Source organism: Stieleria mannarensis (genome assembly GCF_014154935.1).
In the GTDB taxonomy this organism is placed as follows: domain Bacteria; phylum Planctomycetota; class Planctomycetia; order Pirellulales; family Pirellulaceae; genus Stieleria; species Stieleria mannarensis.
The window spans coordinates 79,748-99,724 of sequence record NZ_JACEHH010000013.1 but is presented as its reverse complement, the minus strand read 5'-3'; the positions used below and the strand labels follow the sequence as shown (position 1 = coordinate 99,724).

The window sequence follows — 19,977 nt, the reverse complement described above, 5'->3', positions numbered from 1 at the left end:
ATCCAGTTTTTTCGGTGCCTATAGATGCGCCACAGATGGCCGTTGGCACGCAACTTCACCGATCGATCGACCTGGTTTCTCGCACCCGGGGCGCACTCGAACCGATTCGCGGCCCCGCGACGGTTGCGCCGCGATTGCCACCTGCATCGACATCCACCCCGCATCCGGGGGCAGTGTCTACCGGAGGCAGTGTCTACCGGGCCGGCGAACACCGGGCACATTTTGTCGCACGGAATCCTTGACCGCGTGGGTGGGAGTCCCTTACCCTAGACAGCGAGTCTTGAACGCCCGACTGCCCAATAGAGATGATTCTCGAGGCCGACATGAGCAACGATTCGCAAAACACTCGTCACGACCAGCCGCTGACGACCAGTCCCATTGAGTCTTTGACCCGTTCGGTCCGCAAGCGACTCTGGCTGGCCTCGGTCGTCCAGGGCGTCACCACGGGCCTGTTGATCGGAATCGCCGCCGCACTCGTGTTTGCCTTGGCACGCGCTATCCTGGCACCGGCCACCCACTGGGGATGGGCCGTTGCGATTTCACTGCTCGGCGGTGCGATCGGCTTGCTGTTGGGCGCTTCGCGAATCCGCAGCGCCCAATCGGCGGCTCGGATGATCGACGAGCACTTCAACCTCAAAGACCGGTCGATCACCACGCTCGAATTTCTCGCCGCTGCCGACAAGTCATCTGCCGACAAGTCATCTGCCGGCAACCAGACCGCCAAGCGGTTGCAAATCGAAGAGGCCAACGCGCACCTGGAAAAAATCGACGCTCACCAGTGCGTTCCGATCCGATCCTGGAAACAACCGCTGCGATGGGCCGCAGGTCTGGCCGCCGGCTTGATCCTGGTCCTCGCACTGACCGGCAGCGGGCTACCCGAAGTCGACGCCAACCCGGTGCTGGCGTTAGCGAGCGAACAATCGATGACGCTGCGTGAAACGATGCTCAGCGAGCTGGAAGAACTGGCCAAAGAGCACGAAGATCCCGAAATCGAGAAATTGCTGGAAGAGCTTCGCGAAAAGGTCGACGAGCTGGAATCCGAAGCGATGGACGAAAGCGACCTGATGGCGTCGCTTTCGGAAATGGAACAGGCCTTGGCCGAAGCCCGCGAGGCGATGCAGTTGGAAATGACCGACGCCACCATGCAAGCCCTCGCCGCAGCGATCAAACCGTCCGACCAACTGCAACAAGCCGCCAAGGCACTCGAATCGCAAGATTACGAAAAAGCCAGCGAAGAACTGGAATCGGTCGACCCGTCCAAAATCGGCGACAAACAACGCCGCGCCGTCGCCGACAACCTGAAAAAGATGGCCGCCAAACTCAGCGTTGGAAAGAACGGCCAACTCAGCGAGTCGATCGGCCAACTTGCCGAAGGACTGAGCAACAAGAACATGAAGGAGTGCAAGAAGTGCCTGTCCAAACTGGCCAGTGAGTGCAAGAAACAAGGCCAGTGCAAGAAGATCGGCCAGTGCATGTCCTGCCAACTCAATCGCCTGGCCCAGTGCAAAGGCCAATGCCGCAGCCAGTGCCAATCGAACATCGCCAAAAAGTCGAACAGCCCCAGCACCAAAGCCGGCATCGCTTCCAGCGGCCAACCGCTCGGTGACAAGGCGACACAGATCGACAGCACCCGCCGCGAAGAACAATTGACGGGGGTTCAAGGCGAAGGGGCCAGCGAGACCGAAATCACGCAAGCCCCCGAAGGCGAACAAGACGCGGTCCGAGCCTATGCCGGAAAGTACAACGATTTCCGCCGCCAAGCCGAAGCCGTCCTCGATTCCGAACCGCTGCCGATGGGCGTCCGCGAAACCGTTCGAACCTACTTCGAAGCCATTCGCCCCAACAGCGAAGAGGCCGCGGTGACCGCCGAAGCAACCAGCTCCCCGTAGCTAGCGGCCAGGACGAACGCGTGGCATCCCGACGCGAATGGTTCGGCTCAACTTGCTAACCATTAAAACGCGGCCGAAATCGATCAAGTCCGCGACCTCCTGAGGATCGCGTGACTCCTGGACGATCCACTCGGTCATCATCGCCCCCTTGGTTTGCACTTCGCACTCGGGGTTTCCGACCTGGGCCAGGAACGTCGTCCGCACCTCACTCAAATCCGTGTTCGGACCGTGCATCAAGATGATTCGAATCTCCGAATCCCTCGGCCCGCCCCTCGCACCACGCCGATACGAATTCATTCGCGATGCCGGGTCTTCCATCCCCGGAGGCGACCAATTCGGGGCTCGCATCTTGGCCAGGGTTTCCTCATGGTGCCGCGCCATCTCCGCATCCCGATACGATTTGACCGATCCACCGATGATCATCAACACGGTCAACAGAGACATCTGCAACAGATAGCCGGCGGCGGCCACGCGGACGATGCCGATCTGTTTCCACAGAAAGACGACCAGGGCGCTGATGCCGATGAAGACGGTCAGTGATCCGATGATCGCGCCGACGCTGGACGGATCGAACCCCGAAAAGTCCAGGTTCTCGTTGCGGTTGACGCGCCGCGCGATCCGCAATCCCGCCTTCGCCCCGACGGCCAAGATCAACAATAAGACGCCACCGGCTCCCAGCCCCGCCATTTGAGCACCGATGCCCTGAGAGACTTTCTGGACCAGATGATATCGCGGAAGAAACGTGGCCCCCGCGATCATCAGCCCCACCGGCAACTCGATGGCACAAAAGACCAGTAGCGGAGGAAAGATGATGCACGAGAGCAAGGCAACAATGTTGATCGCAACGATCGCCGTGACGACCTTGTGATTCCCGATCCAACCCAATAGCGTCGTCGCGACCGACCCGCCCGAAGACGTTCGACGCGATTGCGCGGAAAATCTGGCCGGCGCCGGTCCCGTAGTCGCCGGTCCCGCAGTCGCCGGCCCCGCAGTCGCCGGTCCCGCAGGTGGCGGCACCTCGAGTTGCCCCAGGTCCAGCGGCGGGGCAGCCGACGGACCAGGCGGCAGCGATGCAAAGTCCAACGTCGCCGGCGCCGTCGGCTCGGGCATCCCACTTCGCTCGGGCGCCGACGCGCAACTCACTGCGGCGGGTTGCTTCCGGGCGGGCAACTGGACCTGCGTGTTGCACTTCGGACAGGCGACCCGCGCCGGCCGATCCAACAGCTTGACGGACAGCTTCGCGCGGCAACTGGGGCAGGCGACGACGCACGATTCGGGAGCGGTCGCTTTGCCCGGGCGTGGCGTTGGCGCAAGTTCCACCGCCGGAACAACCGAGTACGACTGGCACTTGGGGCACTGAACCTGTCGTCCAACCGCGACGGAATCGACTGCCAGAGTTTGCGCGCACGTTCCGCAAGGAAACTTGATCCTGCCAGCCACATCCGCACTCCGGCATCAAGGAAAGACGATTGAAAAGAATCGTGACAAGTGAACAGCCCTGTCAGTGTATCGCCTTTGACCGCCCCCGGTGCGGACAAGTTCCGTCAATCGCCCGCCAACAGCACGCATTGACCGAGAAAGAGGACCGCATGGCTCGCGTGGTCCCCCGCCGCTGGATTTTCGAGTAGCGGACGAGGCGACGAGTGCATACGGGATGCCGGCTGCCAGGACTCCTCGCGTCGTCCACTACCATTTACCCGAAGGCCATCGTTTTGCCCCCATCGTTTTGCCCCCATCGTTTTGCCCCCATCGTTTTGCCCCCATCGTTTTGCCCCCATCGTTTTGCCCCCATCGTTTTGCCCCATCATCCTGCCCCAACCGCCATTCCGACCGGCCGCTTCAACTCCAACGCAGGCAGTGCGACATTGACCCACTGGGCGTCATCGGGGTACCAGTCAGCCTCGGTGTTGGTCGCCACGACGTTGACCAGTTCTCGTGCGGCGGCGAGTTTTTTGGCGACGGCCGGCGAGAGCGTGCCGCTGTAGATGGCCATCCCGTCGACCCGGATGCCGCGGGGGCCGAACAGGTCAAAGGCGGGAGAAAACCCGGCCTGCCATGGTTCGCAAGACGCGGTTGCCAAGACGAGCTTGCAATCCAGCGTCGCGCCGGGGATCGCTCCGGCACATTGAAACTCCCTCGAATCCTCCTCCGGCATGCCCGAAAGCGGCGCGATCGCCACGTCCTTCAAGACGCCATCGGTTTCCATCCCCGAGGCCGATACACAGACCGAATGCATCTGAACCGGCGCCCCCCGCAACGCTTCCAGCGCCCAGTCGCGATCCGCCATCGCCTTTCCGATCCCCGCATCCAACGCCGCCACCTCGACGCCGGTCAATCGGGTCAGCGCGTCGATCAAGTGCAACCCCCGCGTCGTTCCGGTAAATCCCGAACCGTACAACAGGATGTCCCCGTCGCGTGCCAAGGACGCACCGATGATGCGCAGCGACGAGGCGTGGTCGAGTGCCAGATCGGCGCGATCGATCGACCGTTCTCCCAATCGCAGTGCACCATCACAACCATCGGAAATCAAAAAGATCGCGTCCAGTTCGGCCTGGTCTGCCAACGCCTCGGCCATCTGCTTGATCCCGTCATGTTTCGGGTCCAAGTAGACGATTTCCAGCGGCTGGCCGTTGGCCACCAGATCCTCGACCCGCGATTCATGTTCCCCAACGCTCAAATCGACGAACGCAAACTGGCGAGGACAAAGCCCGGCGGTGCCGATCGCGTTTTCTTTTTTGCGGCCGTACCAGGAAACGGTCTGCGTTTTGGGGCCCGGTCGGCTGGCCGAATCATGGGCGCCATCCATGGCGAGGTAGTCTGCGACGTCGGCATCGATCAAGACGCGATCTTCGACGGATTCGGAAACGCGACGACGCGGAGGGAAATTGGAGCGTTGGGTGGGAATCATAGCAGTGGCCGGCTCCGCGGCCGGCGACGCCTGGGACGTCATCAGCGCACGAAGACTTGGGGGAGGATGAATCGCACGTCACGTTGCACCCGAAACGCGTACCCGACGCGTAACACGTGACCTTCGTCCCTACCGTTAACGGCCGAGGGCAAACCCTCACCAAAGTCAAACCCGAGGGTTTTCCCTCGGCGAGCGAGAAGCTCTTCCGATCAGGCTGGCGTTAGCGTTTGTAGCGGCGGTGAGGATAAAGGCAACGCCGAGAGAGGACAGAAAGATGGTGGGCAGAAAAATCAATCGCGTCGAACGCAGGCAAGAAAATGGGTGACAGGAAAATGCGCGAGAGCAAAAGCAGAATCATGCTGGATGCTGCTCGGGTCTTGATCTTTCTGCACTGTGTCGTCGTGGCTCTGATTGAGAAGACGCTGCTTATTCGCGCGAACGAACGATGCAACGAACCGTTGCGGTGGCCCAGTCGTCGGCATCGACTGATATCAACTCGGCTTTACGGGAACCGAAGGCGGCATTGGTCAGCATCGCTTGTAGCGGATCCGATCCACGGAGCGATGGCGGCAACTCCAACTTCATGAAACTGACATTGATAGGGTGTCGCGTCGCGATCAACTTTAAATAGTCGCGGGTTTCGCGTCGGCCCTCTGGCAACGTGAATCGAAACGCCCCGGTCCAACTGTTCCCGGCCAGAATCGTTGCCGTCGATCCGTCGGTGGGATAAAGAATGGAGACGTCACCGGTCGTTTCCAGATCAATGACTGCGAAGTACAGATTGGCATCGCTGCGATTATCAACCGTGATCGAGACCCTCTGCCCGGCATCAAAGCTTTGCGAGCGGGAATTTTCCACCTCGGATTCACCGATCCCGGCGGTTTTGCTGTCGGATTGCTTTCCGACACTTAGGCCAACCTTCAACGTTGATGCGGGATGATCCAGAGTGTAGAGATTGAACCATTTGGCCCAGTGCAACACCCACAACACAATCTTTTCCAGCGATTCGGTTGTGGCGGGAAACGACCGGGGTTCTTCGAAAAACGATGCAACCAACGTAAGCACTTCCCCCTGCCGTTGGATTCTGACTTGCGCCAGGGAAGACGAGTCGACGACGGTCAGGTGCGGATATTCGGCGAATCGCTGTTGCAATTCACGTTCAATCTCGGAGTCTCCTGCGAAATAAATGTTGAATGTGAATTCGCCAAAAGCGTGACGGCGTTCGACGGCTCGGGAGGCATAGGAGATTTCGCCGCCACGGATGACTTTTGCCTTGGATGTCAACGACCGCACCTCCGTCAATTCGATTTCTGCCGACGCTCGCGAGTCATCTGTAAAGTCTTTTGTCGTCGGTGGAAAGACGTTGAAAGTGGATCCTTTCGTCATGCCCTGGGCAGCACCGGCAAGCAAGACAGGTGTTCCGTCTGCGAGCAGGGACACTGTGATATAAGGGGCGACCGGCGCGTCCGTTACATCGAACAGCCGTTTGTCGGCGCCACCGCCCTCGAGTTGCGGGTGCTGATCAGGATAAAGACCACTGAGAGCCAATTGAACTCGGTCCAAAACGTCACGGTAGGTCTGCTCGACTCCACCCCGACGCGCTTCGCTGACAAAGAAATGGGTGAGCGCGCCATGAACCACGCCGCGGTGACTATGCTCTCGTGCCAACTCGTTTGCCTGCGCAGCCGCGATCATGGCGTATCCGTAACCATCCTGAAGCCCATTGTCTTCTCGCGAATCTTTTACATCGTGCCCCGCCGCGGTTGTCCGTGAGGAGGATGCGGCCAGGCTTACCGATTCGTCAGGTTGGCGTTGGTCACGCTCGATGCCGCGTACGTTGATCGCTCGAGTGGCGGTGCCGGAATGACAACTGTCCAAAATGACCGTCAAGTTGGTTTTCACATCCAGTTCTTTGAACAGTGCATTCAAGTCATCGTCAGAAATGTCGAGAACGCCTTCGCTGCGGCTGTCATATGCGACGATGGTTTCGTCCCACTGGTCCGACTCGTCACCGGAAACGTCTCTCATCTGTGATCCGTGCCCGCTGAAATGAAAAACGGCGATATCGCCGTCGGCGGTAGGCGCGACCAAATTGTCCCGTACAGCCCGGAGGACCCCCGCACGCGTGGCGGCCGCGTTGGTCAATACACGCACATTTTGCGCTGGAAAACCAAAGGTTCCGACCAGCAGATTCTTCATCGCATGCACGTCATTGACGCACCCTCTCAGATCCGGCACGCCGCCGTGCTGATAGTCGTCGATTCCCACCAGCAGTGCATATTTTTGCGTCGGACGCCCCGATGGAGCTTTATCGGAGGGGGCGGTCAGGGGAGGTTCGGCTTTCGGCACTCGTTGGCCGAGGGTCATGAGTCGTTGTAGACGACTCGTGTAATTGACGATTCGGTGGGCATCAAGATAGTCCTCCCACAATCCGCGTGTAGCTTCACGCTGCAATTCGTCCGCAGCGGCTTGAGCGTCATCTGGATTCGGAAGTCGTGGCTTTTGATAGGCGTACCGGTCGTCCTTCATCATCACGACTTCGGGTGCGAAGTGTTGGTACGGCTGATTGATATTCCCCAGTAGCGATCGTGGCGGGACCTTTGAGACGATATCCTCGAGATTGATGACCCGCAACAGTTTGGATTCGGAAAATCTGGATGCCCCATCGACGTTGGTGACTTTCGGTTGGCCAAACGTCGTCGTCCGGTCGACTATGAATCCACGGTGATCCAGATGCATCATCAGAATCGCCGCGACCGCGCCGCCGAGGGAATGCCCCGTGACGACGATGTTGAAATCACGACGGAGAAAGGGTTCGACGTCACGCAACACTTCGGCAGCGGCATTCTGGAAACCACGGTGCAAATAGACGTCGAGCGTGCCGTCGACCCATTTGCTGTACTGTGCGTCGACGACGGCGTTTCGCAGATTGCTCGTTCCGCGGACGGCCAGCCGGTGGGTCTTCGTCGACTCGTCAGTCAATAAGAAGTATCGGATGTCACTTTCGGGTAGTGCTTCGACACGAACCTTTTGGTCGGAGTACTTGGATGCCAGTTCCTGATCGGAAAGATCATAGACGTCCGCGGACAGGATCAAATCCTCGTAGAGCGTCGCGAACGAGACCTGATCTTCCAATGGATCCACCGGCGGACGCTTGAAGATTCCGACCAAGCCCATGACAAGGCTGATCGCCGACACAGCCACGATAAATGTTACGATTCGCTTCGACATGGCAAGGACGTTGAACGGTTTCCGTTTGGGATCGACGAAAAACAAAACTCAGTATTGGATCATGCACGACTGCCAATCGCCATTGACAATGAACGAAGCCCGAGAGAAGGGCGGCAGCCGCTTTTCCTGACGGGTGTCGTCACGCGTTCGTCGATGCGGGGCTATTGCTCGGCAACGCCGACGTATTCGGATCAAGCCTTTGACGCCGGCAAAGTGGAAAAACTTCCGTCAGAAACACAGGTCGTTGGGTGGCAACGGGGGTCATGGAACTTCAGTTGGTCGAGCGGACTCGGCAACCGTCCAGGAGATAGAGGTGAATTGATGCTTCTCGAACTCATCCATGACTAAACCACGCGTTTCGCCCTGGCGAAACTGTGCACGTCGCAACAAGAGTCCGAGAGGGCTTTCGCCGCCACGTCGCGTCTGGTGGTTTCCGACCTGCTCGATCGTCGATTGTTCAAGAAATGAAAATGCGACCGGTTCGCCGCCGGCCTGGACAGCGATAGCGACGACGTATTCGATCCCCGTCGTCGTCGTATCGACGGGAAATCTTTGCGTGCGACGTGACTTGCCCGGCGACAAACGGTTATCCAGCACCGACCCGCGGGGAAAGAGATTGGTGATGCCGTATCCGCTGTCGACAAACAAAAGCGTGACGTCGGCGGGAGTCGCGCCGAGATTGCTGATCTCAAACGCAACAAGCTCGTCCTCACGGAGCACAATTGGAGCATGCTCCTGCACCGCCTCGCCACGATCATCATTGGAGTCATTGAATTTCAACAAGCTCAATTTCACTCGAACGTCCGAAGCGACTGTCAGCCCCGCCAGCTGTATCAGGTTGCTGGCTTGGCAGAGCCGTCGAAACCGTTCCGCCAGCCAGGGCTGCATTTGATCATCCGTCGGCACGGGGCCGAATCGCGGCGGTTCGGCCTGTCTTTCGAACTCCTTCACCCACCCGCGGGCGTTGGTTATCTCGATCCGTCCCGCTTCGACCTGTAGCACCCATTGGGCGGCTGCCGACGACGTGATTTCGACCATCGCATCGGATTGTTCGGCGAGTGCGGTGATGGTTTCCGCGACGCGTTTTCGCAAGGCATCATCAGTCTGCTGCGACGTCGTCAATGCGGATGACTCCACCACCGGCGGGGCAATCGCTACTTTCAATTTCTGGTCGCCGTAATCAATGTAAACGGGTTTACAGGGGCAACCGTGAGCGGCGTCATCGGGGAGTTTCGGCAGCCCGAGTGCGGACCAAGCGAATGGTTCGACACCGGATTGAAAAAGATCCGATCCGCCGTCCGTAATACGCACCGCGCCGATCGGTTGGTCTGGGTTCTCGCTACCCGGAAGCGGGTAGACGGCAAAGACCGACCCGCTGTGAAAACCGTACAACGTGCCGGCATTGATTCGCAGCCCCTCGGCCTCACTCAACAGGTTCAAACGCGACTGGCTGGCCACGTGCTCGCTCCCGAGAACGGAATCGTTCAGCCGCGATCCCTCGGCGATGGGCGTAGGGTACATTCGCCCCCACGCGCGGTATTGGGATCGGATTCGGCTGACCAGATCATTGTACGAAAGCGGCGTGCTGGCAGAGGTCAGCGTCTTGTACAGCGCGTAGGTCAGCAACCCGTGAACCTTGGTGTCGCCGCCATCCAGGGGTTGCATTTCGGGTGTCGGTTCGCTCGGCAGCGCCGCGTAGAGTGCAGCCAATTGCGGTATATCCTCCGACACTTCTAAGCTGACAGACTCACGTTCAAGTCCGCGGGATGTCAATGAACCGCTCTGGCGATCCGCTTCGACTTGGGGAATGCCGAGCGACTTGGGATCCAGTTTACGAAACGACTCGGAAGTTGCGGCTCGAACCACGGTTCCCGAATGGCAGGCGTCCACGACAACCCAAGGAATGGCGCCGTGATCGACCACCCGTTGGATCCATTGCCCCAGCTCATCATCTCGGATCGCGTTTGGTAATTCACTCTGTTGGTCATCCCAGCGACCTGCGTCCACCGGAAGCAAGGCCTCATCGAAGCCGTCCGGTTCGGGATCCCTGTCGTCGGCCGTCGGCTGATCGGGAACTTGTGTCCCGTGGCCGGCAAAGAAGAACACAAAATGTTCACCCTCTCTACACTGATCGGCGATTGCTTCAAAGGCCCGCTGGATGTTTGCCTTGGTAGGTTGCCGATCGTCCGGCTCGGTCGATGAAAGGACAACGATGTTGGCATCGTCAAACTCGAATTGCGTCGTCAACAGCTGTTTCATCAGCATGACGTCGTTGGCCGGCCCACGTAGCGTCGCTTGCGCCCCCAGATTCGGATAGACGTTGCAACCGATCAGAAGCGCTTTGGGGCCGGGATTCATCGCTGTTGGCGTGGTCGATTGATCCGTACCGGCGGGCGCTTCATCGGCCGCTCGTAAAGCGATGAAGAGGAAACACAACGCGCCACTGAAGAGCACGAAGGTGACGAATACGAGCAGACCTGGAGTGGTTTTCTTCATCAGTTGCTCGGCGGATTGGTGTCAAACTGTGATCGCGGGGGCTCGCTCGTGGGTAGTTTGGCATCAGGATCACCCGCGACCGTAAACGCCGCCCAGAAAAACGGCGCGGAATAGTCGCGTGGGCGTTCGTCGTCCAGCAGACCTACGTCCAAGAGACTCAGTTGAGCCTGCCGCAATGCATCGGCGACGCCGAGTCGGTCACGAGCCATCCGGCGGTAGATCTCCGTCATCAATTGACTTGTCGCATCGTCGCTGACTTTCCAAAGGCTGCCGATCGTCGCGCGGACGCCCGCTTGGAAAAGCGCCCGTTGCATTCCGAACGCACCTTCATTGTCATTGATTTCGCCCAAGCCGGTCTCACAGGCTGAAAGGACGACCAATTCGACGCCACGCAGATCCAGATCGCACATCTCCTCGCCGGTCAGCAAGCCGTCGTCACCGTGGGGCAAACCCTGTTCATCGCTCCCAGGCAATCGGTTGGCACCGGACAACACCAGTCCACAGCGGCTGAGAGGGTTGCGGCCCAACGCCGATGCCAGCAGCGGATCTTGCCAGGAAGCCTGAGCGGATTGGACGAGGTTGCGGTGGTAGAAACCATGGGTCGCAAAGTGGGCAATGCCAACTTGTTGCATTGTCTCGATCACCGCCGTTTCGGTGGCGCGTCCCTCTTCAAGCCGACGAATGTTGTCAGGATCGTGGAGCAACGCGGCGATGTCCCGCATTTCCGCTTTCGTACCCTCCAGTGATTTCCAGGTTGCGGTTTTGATCGCTGATGTCGGGTCTGTCGGAGACCGTCGGGGTTGTCCATAATCGATGTTGCCCAGCAACAGACACCCCCGTCTTGTGGGCGGACGTTCGCCGCGTCCGAAGGGTTCTGATCCCCGTGTGCGCAACACGACCGCAGCCTCCTGGACCAAATAGTCGGACTTCAACCCGGGGAGTGCGTTCCAGGGCACCGCGTGTAAACCACCGTCGGGCACGATGTAAAAACGGTCGACCTTGTCTGCCAAATGGATCCAGTCGGATGTCAGCAGCTTTCCTAGCTTCGTCGTCACTGCGCGATCACCGATGATTTGGTTCTGTTCATCGGTGATCGTCAATCCTCGCACACCTCGTGTTTCGGCGTCGATCAAATACCGCAACCGGCGGACCATTTCGTCGATCTCCTTTGCAGCCCCGAGATCATGCCAATGGACTTGAGGTGCCCCCGCAGCATCTCGGCCGAGGAGAAACAGCTGGTATCTTGATTCGGGCTGAATGTTTTTCGCATCGGCCAGTTGATCTGCGCGCGGCCAATGGTTGACTTTGACAAATTCGATCAGCGCCGCGCCGGCGGGCATCGCCGCGATGACTTCATCGGGCGTCGGGTCTGGGGACATTGTGCCGCGTCCCGCCGCTTCGGCGAGTTGTCGCTGCAGAGCTTCTTTTTCAGCGGTCAATTGCCTGATTCGATTCAGCCGTTCGTCGGGGCCGAACGGAGCGCCCGGGGCCTGACTGATCCGTTCGCGAATCGGCAGATGTGAGATGAATTGTGGCCCCAGCAAGGTCGCCAACTCACGACGGACGGAACGCAGCCGTTCGGATTTCTTTTGATTCGTACCGTCCGCCAGATCGTCAAGGCGGACGCGTCGCCGCTGCATCAATTGAGCGACAATCGCCTTGCGTTTCCAAACGGCCGTCAAAGCTGTCACGGCGTTTCGTTGGCGGTCTTCGGCAAGCGCACTAAGCAGCGGCTCCAGTTCGGTCAACGTGTTGGTGAGTAACAAGGCCTCAGTTTCCGAAAGCGTCGATGCCAGCGAATCGACGAGCTCGCGTTTCATCGCCAGCGCGTCTTCAGCAGCTCGTACGGCAACTTGCTTTCCGAGCAGGTGGGCCGACAACGCGACGCGTCGTGCCGCGTCGGCTTGGCGAATCCCCTTGGCCCCCAAGGAAGCGAGGTATTGCTGATGAGCCAATGAGAACAATTGAAACGCGGTCTGCAGATTGCCTTCCTGCTGCTCCAAAATCGCAAGACTGGTGATCGCGTCGCCGAGGTCCTGCGGGGCACCGGATTGCTTTTGAAGACGGGTGCTGATGGATTTAGTTAATGCCGCGCGCGCCCGTTCCAGTTTTCCTTGTTCTCGATAAACGACACCCAACAAGTGATCGATCTTCGGGTCGTCTTGGGGATACTTGGATTCACGCAGCATTTTTTGCGCGTCGAGCAAGTAGGCTTCGGCGGCATCGAGATCGTTTCGCATCGTGGCGATCGAACTGAGACTCAGTAACACCTCTTTGCGGTACATCGACCGTTCGTCGTTGGCAATCAGTTTTTTGAGCTCAGCCTCGGCTTCAAGATAATCCCCACATTCGGCTTTCAAGACGGCCAAATTGACCCGAATGATGTTCTGGTAAGATTCGGCAGAATAGTCGCGATAATCTTGGTCCTCGGGGACAGGCCAATGCTCGACGGCATGATGGATCAGCCGTCGCGCGACGCCCTGCTTGCCGATCGCGCGGGCGGCGACAGCCAAATCGCTAGTGGACCGCAACGTTTCGAAGTCATCGTCGCCCAACGCCGCGCGTCGGTCGCGCAGCGTTTGCTCGAGGAGCTGGTACGATCGCCTTAGATCATGGCGATAGTACTCAAAAATTCCCAGCGTGTTGCTGATCGCGAGAGATCGGCGATGGCGCGGCCCCAGCCGGTGCGTGAAAGCCTCGGTCGCCTGGACCGCATGTTTCTGGCCGTCATTCATCCTGCCGAGGACGTAATTGGCCAAAGCAAAGTTTTCATGACACCACGCCGATTCGGGATGGTCGGCACCGAAGTACGCGACCGATTCGGCAAGCGTCTCTTCGAGTTGTTGAATGTCGTTTGAACGATATTCATCGAGTTCCTCGACCGGGGAACTCGGGGGCGAAAACTCGATCGGCACCCTCACGCCACGTCGTCTCAGCCAAATCCGCCAGGGATGCTGATCCGGCAGCGCGGCCAATTCGGCCGGTGTCAGGTCTTGGTATCCGAGCCACTGCAAGACCGAGTGCCAGGGGCTTGCCGGAGGTGCCAGGCGTTCGATGCTGCTCCGGGCTCGATCGGCGGTGTCGCTCCAGGGAATCGAGCGATCCAGCGGATCAAACATCTGGTCGACGCGCGCAGCCAAACGCCCCAGGGCAAGGCTGTCGGCATGCGTTGCCAATGGATCAGCGCCGGTGGGCGCCGGTGCCGCGGCGGCCATGAACATGATCAACGATGGATGTTGCAGCGGCTCCTGACGGACCAAAAATGTGTCCAGGGTCGGGTGGCCGATTGGAAGCCAGCCGGCGAATGCCAGTTCACCGGTTTCCCACAGCGTCTGATTTAAGAGGTCGACCGCTTCCCGTCGATTGCCGGCGGCGACTAGCAGCATGCCGAGGGCAAACTGCACCTCGTACGTTTCGGGCGCGTCGCCGCCCAAGCTCCTTCGCATACGCTCGAGTTGCTGCCGCAATCGTTGTTCCGCCCCACCCCAGTCCCCCTGCAGATAGTCGACACAGGCCAAGTTATGTTCGGCAAATATCAATTTGGGATCGGCGGGGGAAAGACTGGCCGTGTAACAGTTTGCGGATAATTCGACGAGCCGGCGGAGCTGGCCGAGATCAAGATCCGACATTAAAATCTTGGCACGGGCCATCAGGTTCGACAGGTCACCGAGTTCTTCGGTCAACCACGAATCGTGCGGCCGCTCCGATTCGTTGATGGCTTTGATTGTCTTGTAACAACCTTCCGCCGCAACGGCCGCAGATTTCACTTTGCCCTGCGCAAAAGCACTTTCGACAGCATCCATTTGCTTCAAAAGAGAGCGGATGTCCCGTTGACGTTCCGGTGCAAACTCGCCAAACACCTTCCATCGCGAACGAAGACGGCGATTCTGGATCGCGACGGTCGACCGATCTCCCCAGTCCAACTCTGCCCAAGTTCGATGCATTCGATCAAGTGCGTCAATCCATTGAGCCATGTTCGTCGGGTCAGGCAATCGACGCTTCAGACGATCGTGTGCCCGACGAACGATGGCCGAACCGGCGATGCGCCAGGGATGGTGGGCATCAAGCTTGCGTAACAACTCGGGCCAAGCTCGCACCATTCGAGAAATCCCGACGTTGACATCCCCGCTGGTAATCTCGGCCAGTGCGGACTCAAGTTGAATGAATGCCACCCAGGGCGTCCGCTCGTCGACCGGCGGAAAGCCGTCGATCGCTTTTTGCCAAAGCACCCTGGCGCGATCGTGATGGTGGTCGGCAGACGCCGAACGCGCCTCGGCCACAAGCGGTTGACGAGCGGTGTAGAAGGCAAGTCGTTGAAGCCTCTGGCCGCTGACGCGAATTCCTGACACGGCTAAGTGAGATATCTTTGCTGGATCGGCTGCTGATCGAACTTCGATGTGATTCGACGTTGCAGAGGGATCCGACGAGATGAACTGTGAAAAAAGTTGCCGCCCACCTTTTTCAACCGAAACGCCACCGTTACAGAACGCCAGTCGCCATCGTCCGCTCGCATCGTTCGGCGACACGCGAATCCGTTTCGACCAAAGCGGCCAATCCTCCTTGGAATTCAGCTGGAGCTCGATCGAGTAATCCGCCCCCTTGCTCACAAAGGGGGAGTAACGAACCGAACAAAGGACGATCCTGTCATCAATATTGAACCCGATCGAAAAATCAAGTTCGGTCCCTTCGCCGACCTCTGCCGGCACAACGATGTCGTATTCCATCGCAACATCGGTCACCGGATCGATTCGGCGAACCAGCCGGACGCCTTGGGAGACCGAAAGTGATGCTTCGGCGACCGAAACGCCCGCTTCGTTGCCTTCGATTCGATAGGCCTGGGGCAACGTTGCTGTAGCAAAGTTGTCGCTGAAGAGACTGTTTCGCCGAACCGAGCCATTTTGATCATCCCCGGACGCGATGCTCGCCAATATCAGGTTGATCACGCCAACCAAAATGCCCCAACGCCTGCACAAGCCTGCTCGACTCATAACGCCTGCCCCCAAAAGGAAGTGATCCGTCTAGGGTTCAATCTAACACCGCCCCGAAAGGGGAGTCAAATCTCCCCTTGAAGGGAAAGTTGAGGGGATGGATCGAATGCTCCCAATTGAATGACACTCCGTTAGGTCGAGTGACCGACGAACGATGGGAAGAGTACCCGGGACCGGACTCGAACCGGTACAGCCGCATTTGGCCGGGGGATTTTAAATCCCCTGTGTCTGCCAATTCCACCACCCGGGCAGGTGCCGTAAATCACGACGATTTCTCGCATTCTCGGCCTTTGTCACTCTGCGCCGGTCTGGCGGATGTGATCTTGATGTGTCCGGCGTGCGATTTAGAGACCTTTATAGACTGGAAGTCGAAAGCTAGCCACTCCCCACAAACGCAACTCCTCAGTCGGACAATGCACGAAGCAGCTCAAGCATGCCTGCCCCAAGACGCCGCCAGGGAGCGCAACGCCCCCCCAAACAAAACGAACGGTGATTTCGTTGGCCAAAACCACGTTCCGGCAGCCAGATTCAATCCAAACATGTGCGGAGCACGTCGTTCGAGACGAACGGCCCCGCACATTGTCAGTACGACCGCAAACGATGGCGGCACGCCTCAGCGCGACGACCGGCCTGAAACGCGCGAGTCGTTTTGAACCGACCCGCTATCTTGAAAAACCCGCGTTACACGCCTTCACGGCGTGCGACGACGACGGCGAACTGTCAGCAGGCCACAGCATGCGTTCACGCCAAACAAAATGAACGACGCGGGCTCGGGAACTGCCTGTAGGTTCGACTGCAGATTGTCCCAGTGAATGTTGTAGTCATTTCCGGCGTTGTAACCTTGTAAGATGACGTTGCTGAATTCAGTCGTCCCACCGACCGTGTTGTCGGTAAAGACGTCGATACCATTGACCGTGTAGATGAAATCTGAACCGACCAGGTCAAATCCAATTTCATACCACTGGCCATAGCCGGAAAAACCACCGACAGATTGGAATCCAGCACCGTCCCAGATTTGGAAGTCACCTGAACCTGCGTTAGTGAACTCAATGATCGGATAAGCTGAGATCGAGTTGCTCGCGTCCACACCGGTCGCCCAGAGCCCTGCAAGTCGATCCTGGTTCAGCCCCTCCCACGTCGAGTCAATGTACATTTCGATGGACAGGCCTGTCGTTCCGCTGCCAAGGTCGAATTTACGACCCTGCGTATTGTAGAACCCAGAGCTGAATGAGCTTGGGCGATTCGCTGCCGAGTCAGCAATGCTGATCCCCTGCAGCAGCGTGCCGGATCGGCCACCGCCTGTTTCAGGGGATTGAAATTGATTTGGCGCGTATCGGTCCGTGTACCAAGCGCCCGGCGTTTGAGTTGCCGCGGTGGTCACGGCGGAGTCGAAATCGCTGAGAACACCTGCGTTCACACGATGGGTTGATAGGGCCGTCAAGCAGAGTGCAACACTCGCAATAACGGACAACTGAAAACGCAACATTTGAAACCTCGGAAAGGGTGGGGGCACTCAGAACCTGTGTCCGTGAGTGCCGATAACGGTTGGGGCAGCACCCGGGAGGCAAAACCGAATCATCTGCGCGATCGAAAGAGCATGGGACCGCTAAAATCGGCTGGGGAAGCCTCTCAGAATGGCTTGCCAGGGCAAGCCAAAAGGGGGGTGCTGGAGGGGTTTACCTATACCCCTTCAGGGAGAAGTGTGATTGCGACGATTACGGGATGCAACCGGGTGTGTACAAAAATCGATTGCTCAAACCGTCACTCCCCTTCGTCTCGCCCCCTAACCTGGTGGAGACTTCGTCTCCGTTGCGAATCCCGAGAGCCGCGGACGGCATCGATCGTTGCATTGGGAATCGGGCGTCTCATCTTGCGTTGCTTTTTGGTTTCAATCCGTTTCGCGTGGCGACCGCGGTGGCCGGGTCGTCGGGCCAGTGGTGCTTGGCGTAGCGGCGTTTGAGTTCTTTGCGGACTTCGATGTACGTCGTCTTCCAAAAACTTTCCAAGTCGTCGGTGATCTGCTGGGGACGGTGATTGGGGCCGAGTAGGTGCAACTGCAACGGGACCGATCCGCCGGCGATCCGCGGCGTCTTGGCCCAGCCATAAATCTCCTGGATCCGCACCGCCAACGTCGGTGGTTTGCCAGGCGGGTAGGCGAGTCGAATCCGGTTGCCGCTGGGCACGACGATCGATTCGGGAGCCTGCTGGTCGAACCATTGCAATTGCTGGTAACTGAGTAGCCCTTTGAGATGATCGATCCAAGGCGCACGTGCCAGTTCGTTAAACGACGTTCGTCCGCGACAGAGCTCTCGCAGCACCGTTTCGAGTGCCTGGTCAATCGTCATCGGCAAGGGAGACGTTTCACATTGCTGGTTCAAAAAACGCCACCGCGCGATGAGACTTTCCAGCGGTTTGTCTTTTTGGGGCAAGATCGAATCCAGGTTCGACTTCGCCTGATGAAACAACAACTCGGTCGTCTGGTCGTCGCTGATGCACGGCGCGGTGGATTCACGGATCAGTAGATCCAGGAAATACGTCCGGTCGCGTGCGACCACCGCCTTTAGACTCGGATGAAAGAAACATTCTCGTTTGGATTCGATCCGATCCGCGGGCAACCAGACTTCGTCGACCGCCGAGGCAACCCGCACCAGCGATTCTTCGCCTTTGCCATCCACGCTGACGCAAACGAACAACTCGGCACTGCGAACCGATGACGAACGATCCAGTTTGACACCGCGGCCGCCGACCATCACCCCGGAATCCGATCCTGGCGCGCGGCGTCTGGCCAATCGGTCGGGAAAGGCGGCCAACAACGCCCGCGAAATCGCCTCTTCGGTCGGCGGCCGATCCTGGGCGGCGGTTTGATCGGGTGTGTCGCCCAGCGACTTGGTCAATGTCGCGGCGACACGCTTGATGTTCTTCGCGCCGCCCGGATGGATACCGGGATCGGGCGCCCCGCCTCGGTGACGCTGCAGCCGCATGACGCGATGGATCAGATCACTTTGCAGCCCTTCGTGTTGCGCATCAAACTCACCAGACCGCTCAAACGGATCCCGCTCGGACAACAGGGCCGCCGCGACCGACGCAGACGCCACACAATCATGTTGTCTTGCCGCCAGCATCAGACGTGACAATCGCGGGTGCAACGGCAAACGATTCATTTCCGCCCCCAGCGACGTGATTGCAAGCGACCGATCGATTGCACCGAGTCGCACAAGCAGATCGACGGCCGCGGCGACGGCATGTTCGGTCGGCGTTGTCACCCAAGGGAACTCAAACACATCCCGCTCACCCCACGATGCCAACATCAACAACGCCGCAGAAAGATCAGCCGTGGAAACCTCCGGCGGTGTGTGGTCCGGCCGACTGCGATGCATCGCCGAGGGCCAGAGGCGAAAACACACGCCGGGTGCGGTCCGGCCGGCACGCCCGGCACGCTGATCGGCGGACGCTTTGGAAATCGGCTGCAGACGCAAACTGGGAAGACCGACCGAGGCGTCGTATTGCATTGCGCGAGCGAGCCCACTGTCGACGACACACGTGATCCCCGGAATCGTGATCGACGTCTCGGCCACGTTGGTCGCCAGCACGACCTTGCGTTGATCCGACGGTGCCAGCACGGCATCCTGGTCGGCCGGTGACAGATCGCCGTACAGCTTGCGAACCTGCACGTCGTGCTGTTGCGCCAGGCCTTCGATCAAGTTCGCCGTGCGATGAATTTCGCCGACGCCGGGCAAAAACACCAACACATCGCCGTCACGACGGTGCAGTGCGGCTGGGATCCGATCGGCGACGGATTGGGCGATGGCACCACGAGTGTTCGAGGGACGCGCGAGGGATTCGTCGTAGCGGATTTCGACGTCGTAGGCGCGGCCATGGCTTTCGACCACCACCGCGTCGGGCATCAAGCGTTCGACCGGTTGGGTGTCCAGGGTCGCACTCATCACCACCAATCGCAATTCGGGCCGCAGCGTGGTGCGGACGCGATGCAACATGCCCAAGGCGAGATCGACTTCCAGCGACCGCTCGTGGAATTCGTCCAAGATGACGCATCCGACGTCTTCCAACAGCGGGTCGCGGGCCAATTGGCGAAGCAGAATCCCGGTCGTCATCGAAACGACTTTGGTCTGCGATGACACCGTGCGGTCGAATCGGACGTGGTAACCGTACGTCGCACCGATCGGCTCTCCGGCCAGTTGGCTCAGGCGGTGCGCGGCGGCACGAGCGGCGATCCGCCGCGGTTGCAAGAGAATCATCTGCCCCGCGGGCAAACACTTACCGTCAACAAGCGCCGGGGGAACGCCCGTGGTTTTCCCCGCTCCCGGTGGGGCTCGCAAAATCACGGGGCGTTCCGCGCCGACGGCCGCAATCACTGCTTCAAGACAATCCTCAATCGGCAATCGGTCAGGCATCATTTTCCCACGCAGAACAAGACGGACGCATGGATGATACGCGAAGTGGAGCC

Annotated in this window: 8 protein-coding genes and 1 tRNA gene; 1 reads left to right on the top strand and 8 read right to left on the bottom strand. The window is 59.1% G+C overall.

Features of this window, described 5'->3' with window-relative positions:
• Window positions 1-323 precede the first annotated feature (323 nt).
• Window positions 324-1,889, top strand: coding sequence for a DUF8809 domain-containing protein (locus tag H1B37_RS11080; protein ID WP_286177625.1), 1,566 nt, complete (start codon window positions 324-326; stop codon window positions 1,887-1,889).
• Here H1B37_RS11080 and H1B37_RS11075 read toward each other — a convergent pair whose 3' ends face one another.
• The 8 genes from H1B37_RS11075 to hrpB form a co-directional block, all read right to left on the bottom strand.
• The gene (locus H1B37_RS11075) at window positions 1,890-3,209 is read right to left on the bottom strand and encodes a hypothetical protein (RefSeq protein ID WP_182866719.1); all 1,320 of its coding nucleotides are present in this window, start codon (window positions 3,207-3,209) and stop codon (window positions 1,890-1,892) included.
• A 484-nt stretch (window positions 3,210-3,693) separates the two neighbouring features.
• A complete protein-coding gene (locus H1B37_RS11070) occupies window positions 3,694-4,797 on the bottom strand; it encodes a DUF4347 domain-containing protein (RefSeq protein ID WP_182866718.1) in 1,104 nt (367 codons plus the stop codon).
• 426 nt (window positions 4,798-5,223) lie between these two features.
• On the bottom strand, window positions 5,224-8,028 hold the full coding sequence (locus H1B37_RS11065) for a caspase family protein (protein ID WP_182866717.1): 2,805 nt from the start codon (window positions 8,026-8,028) through the stop codon (window positions 5,224-5,226).
• Window positions 8,029-8,289: 261 nt separating this feature from the next.
• The gene (locus H1B37_RS11060) at window positions 8,290-10,524 is read right to left on the bottom strand and encodes a caspase family protein (RefSeq protein ID WP_182866716.1); all 2,235 of its coding nucleotides are present in this window, start codon (window positions 10,522-10,524) and stop codon (window positions 8,290-8,292) included.
• The gene (locus H1B37_RS11055) at window positions 10,524-15,467 is read right to left on the bottom strand and encodes a CHAT domain-containing tetratricopeptide repeat protein (protein ID WP_182866715.1); all 4,944 of its coding nucleotides are present in this window, start codon (window positions 15,465-15,467) and stop codon (window positions 10,524-10,526) included. The genes H1B37_RS11060 and H1B37_RS11055 overlap by 1 nt, the downstream gene beginning before the upstream one ends.
• A gap of 209 nt (window positions 15,468-15,676) precedes the next feature.
• A tRNA-Leu gene (locus H1B37_RS11050) sits at window positions 15,677-15,762 on the bottom strand.
• 441 nt (window positions 15,763-16,203) lie between these two features.
• A complete protein-coding gene (locus tag H1B37_RS11045) occupies window positions 16,204-16,998 on the bottom strand; it encodes a PEP-CTERM sorting domain-containing protein (RefSeq protein WP_182866714.1) in 795 nt (264 codons plus the stop codon).
• Window positions 16,999-17,377: 379 nt separating this feature from the next.
• Window positions 17,378-19,924, bottom strand: coding sequence for an ATP-dependent helicase HrpB (hrpB, locus tag H1B37_RS11040; protein WP_286177634.1), 2,547 nt, complete (start codon window positions 19,922-19,924; stop codon window positions 17,378-17,380).
• Window positions 19,925-19,977 lie beyond the last annotated feature (53 nt).

Excerpts from the sequence above, each read along its gene's own strand:
- hrpB (WP_286177634.1), bottom strand. The coding sequence starts at position 19,924 with ATGCCTGACCGATTGCCGATTGAGGATTGTCTTGAAGCAGTGATTGCG.
- H1B37_RS11080 (WP_286177625.1), top strand. The coding sequence starts at position 324 with ATGAGCAACGATTCGCAAAACACTCGTCACGACCAGCCGCTGACGACC.
- H1B37_RS11060 (WP_182866716.1), bottom strand. The coding sequence starts at position 10,524 with ATGAAGAAAACCACTCCAGGTCTGCTCGTATTCGTCACCTTCGTGCTC.
- H1B37_RS11065 (WP_182866717.1), bottom strand. The coding sequence starts at position 8,028 with ATGTCGAAGCGAATCGTAACATTTATCGTGGCTGTGTCGGCGATCAGC.
- H1B37_RS11045 (WP_182866714.1), bottom strand. The coding sequence starts at position 16,998 with ATGTTGCGTTTTCAGTTGTCCGTTATTGCGAGTGTTGCACTCTGCTTG.
- H1B37_RS11070 (WP_182866718.1), bottom strand. The coding sequence starts at position 4,797 with ATGATTCCCACCCAACGCTCCAATTTCCCTCCGCGTCGTCGCGTTTCC.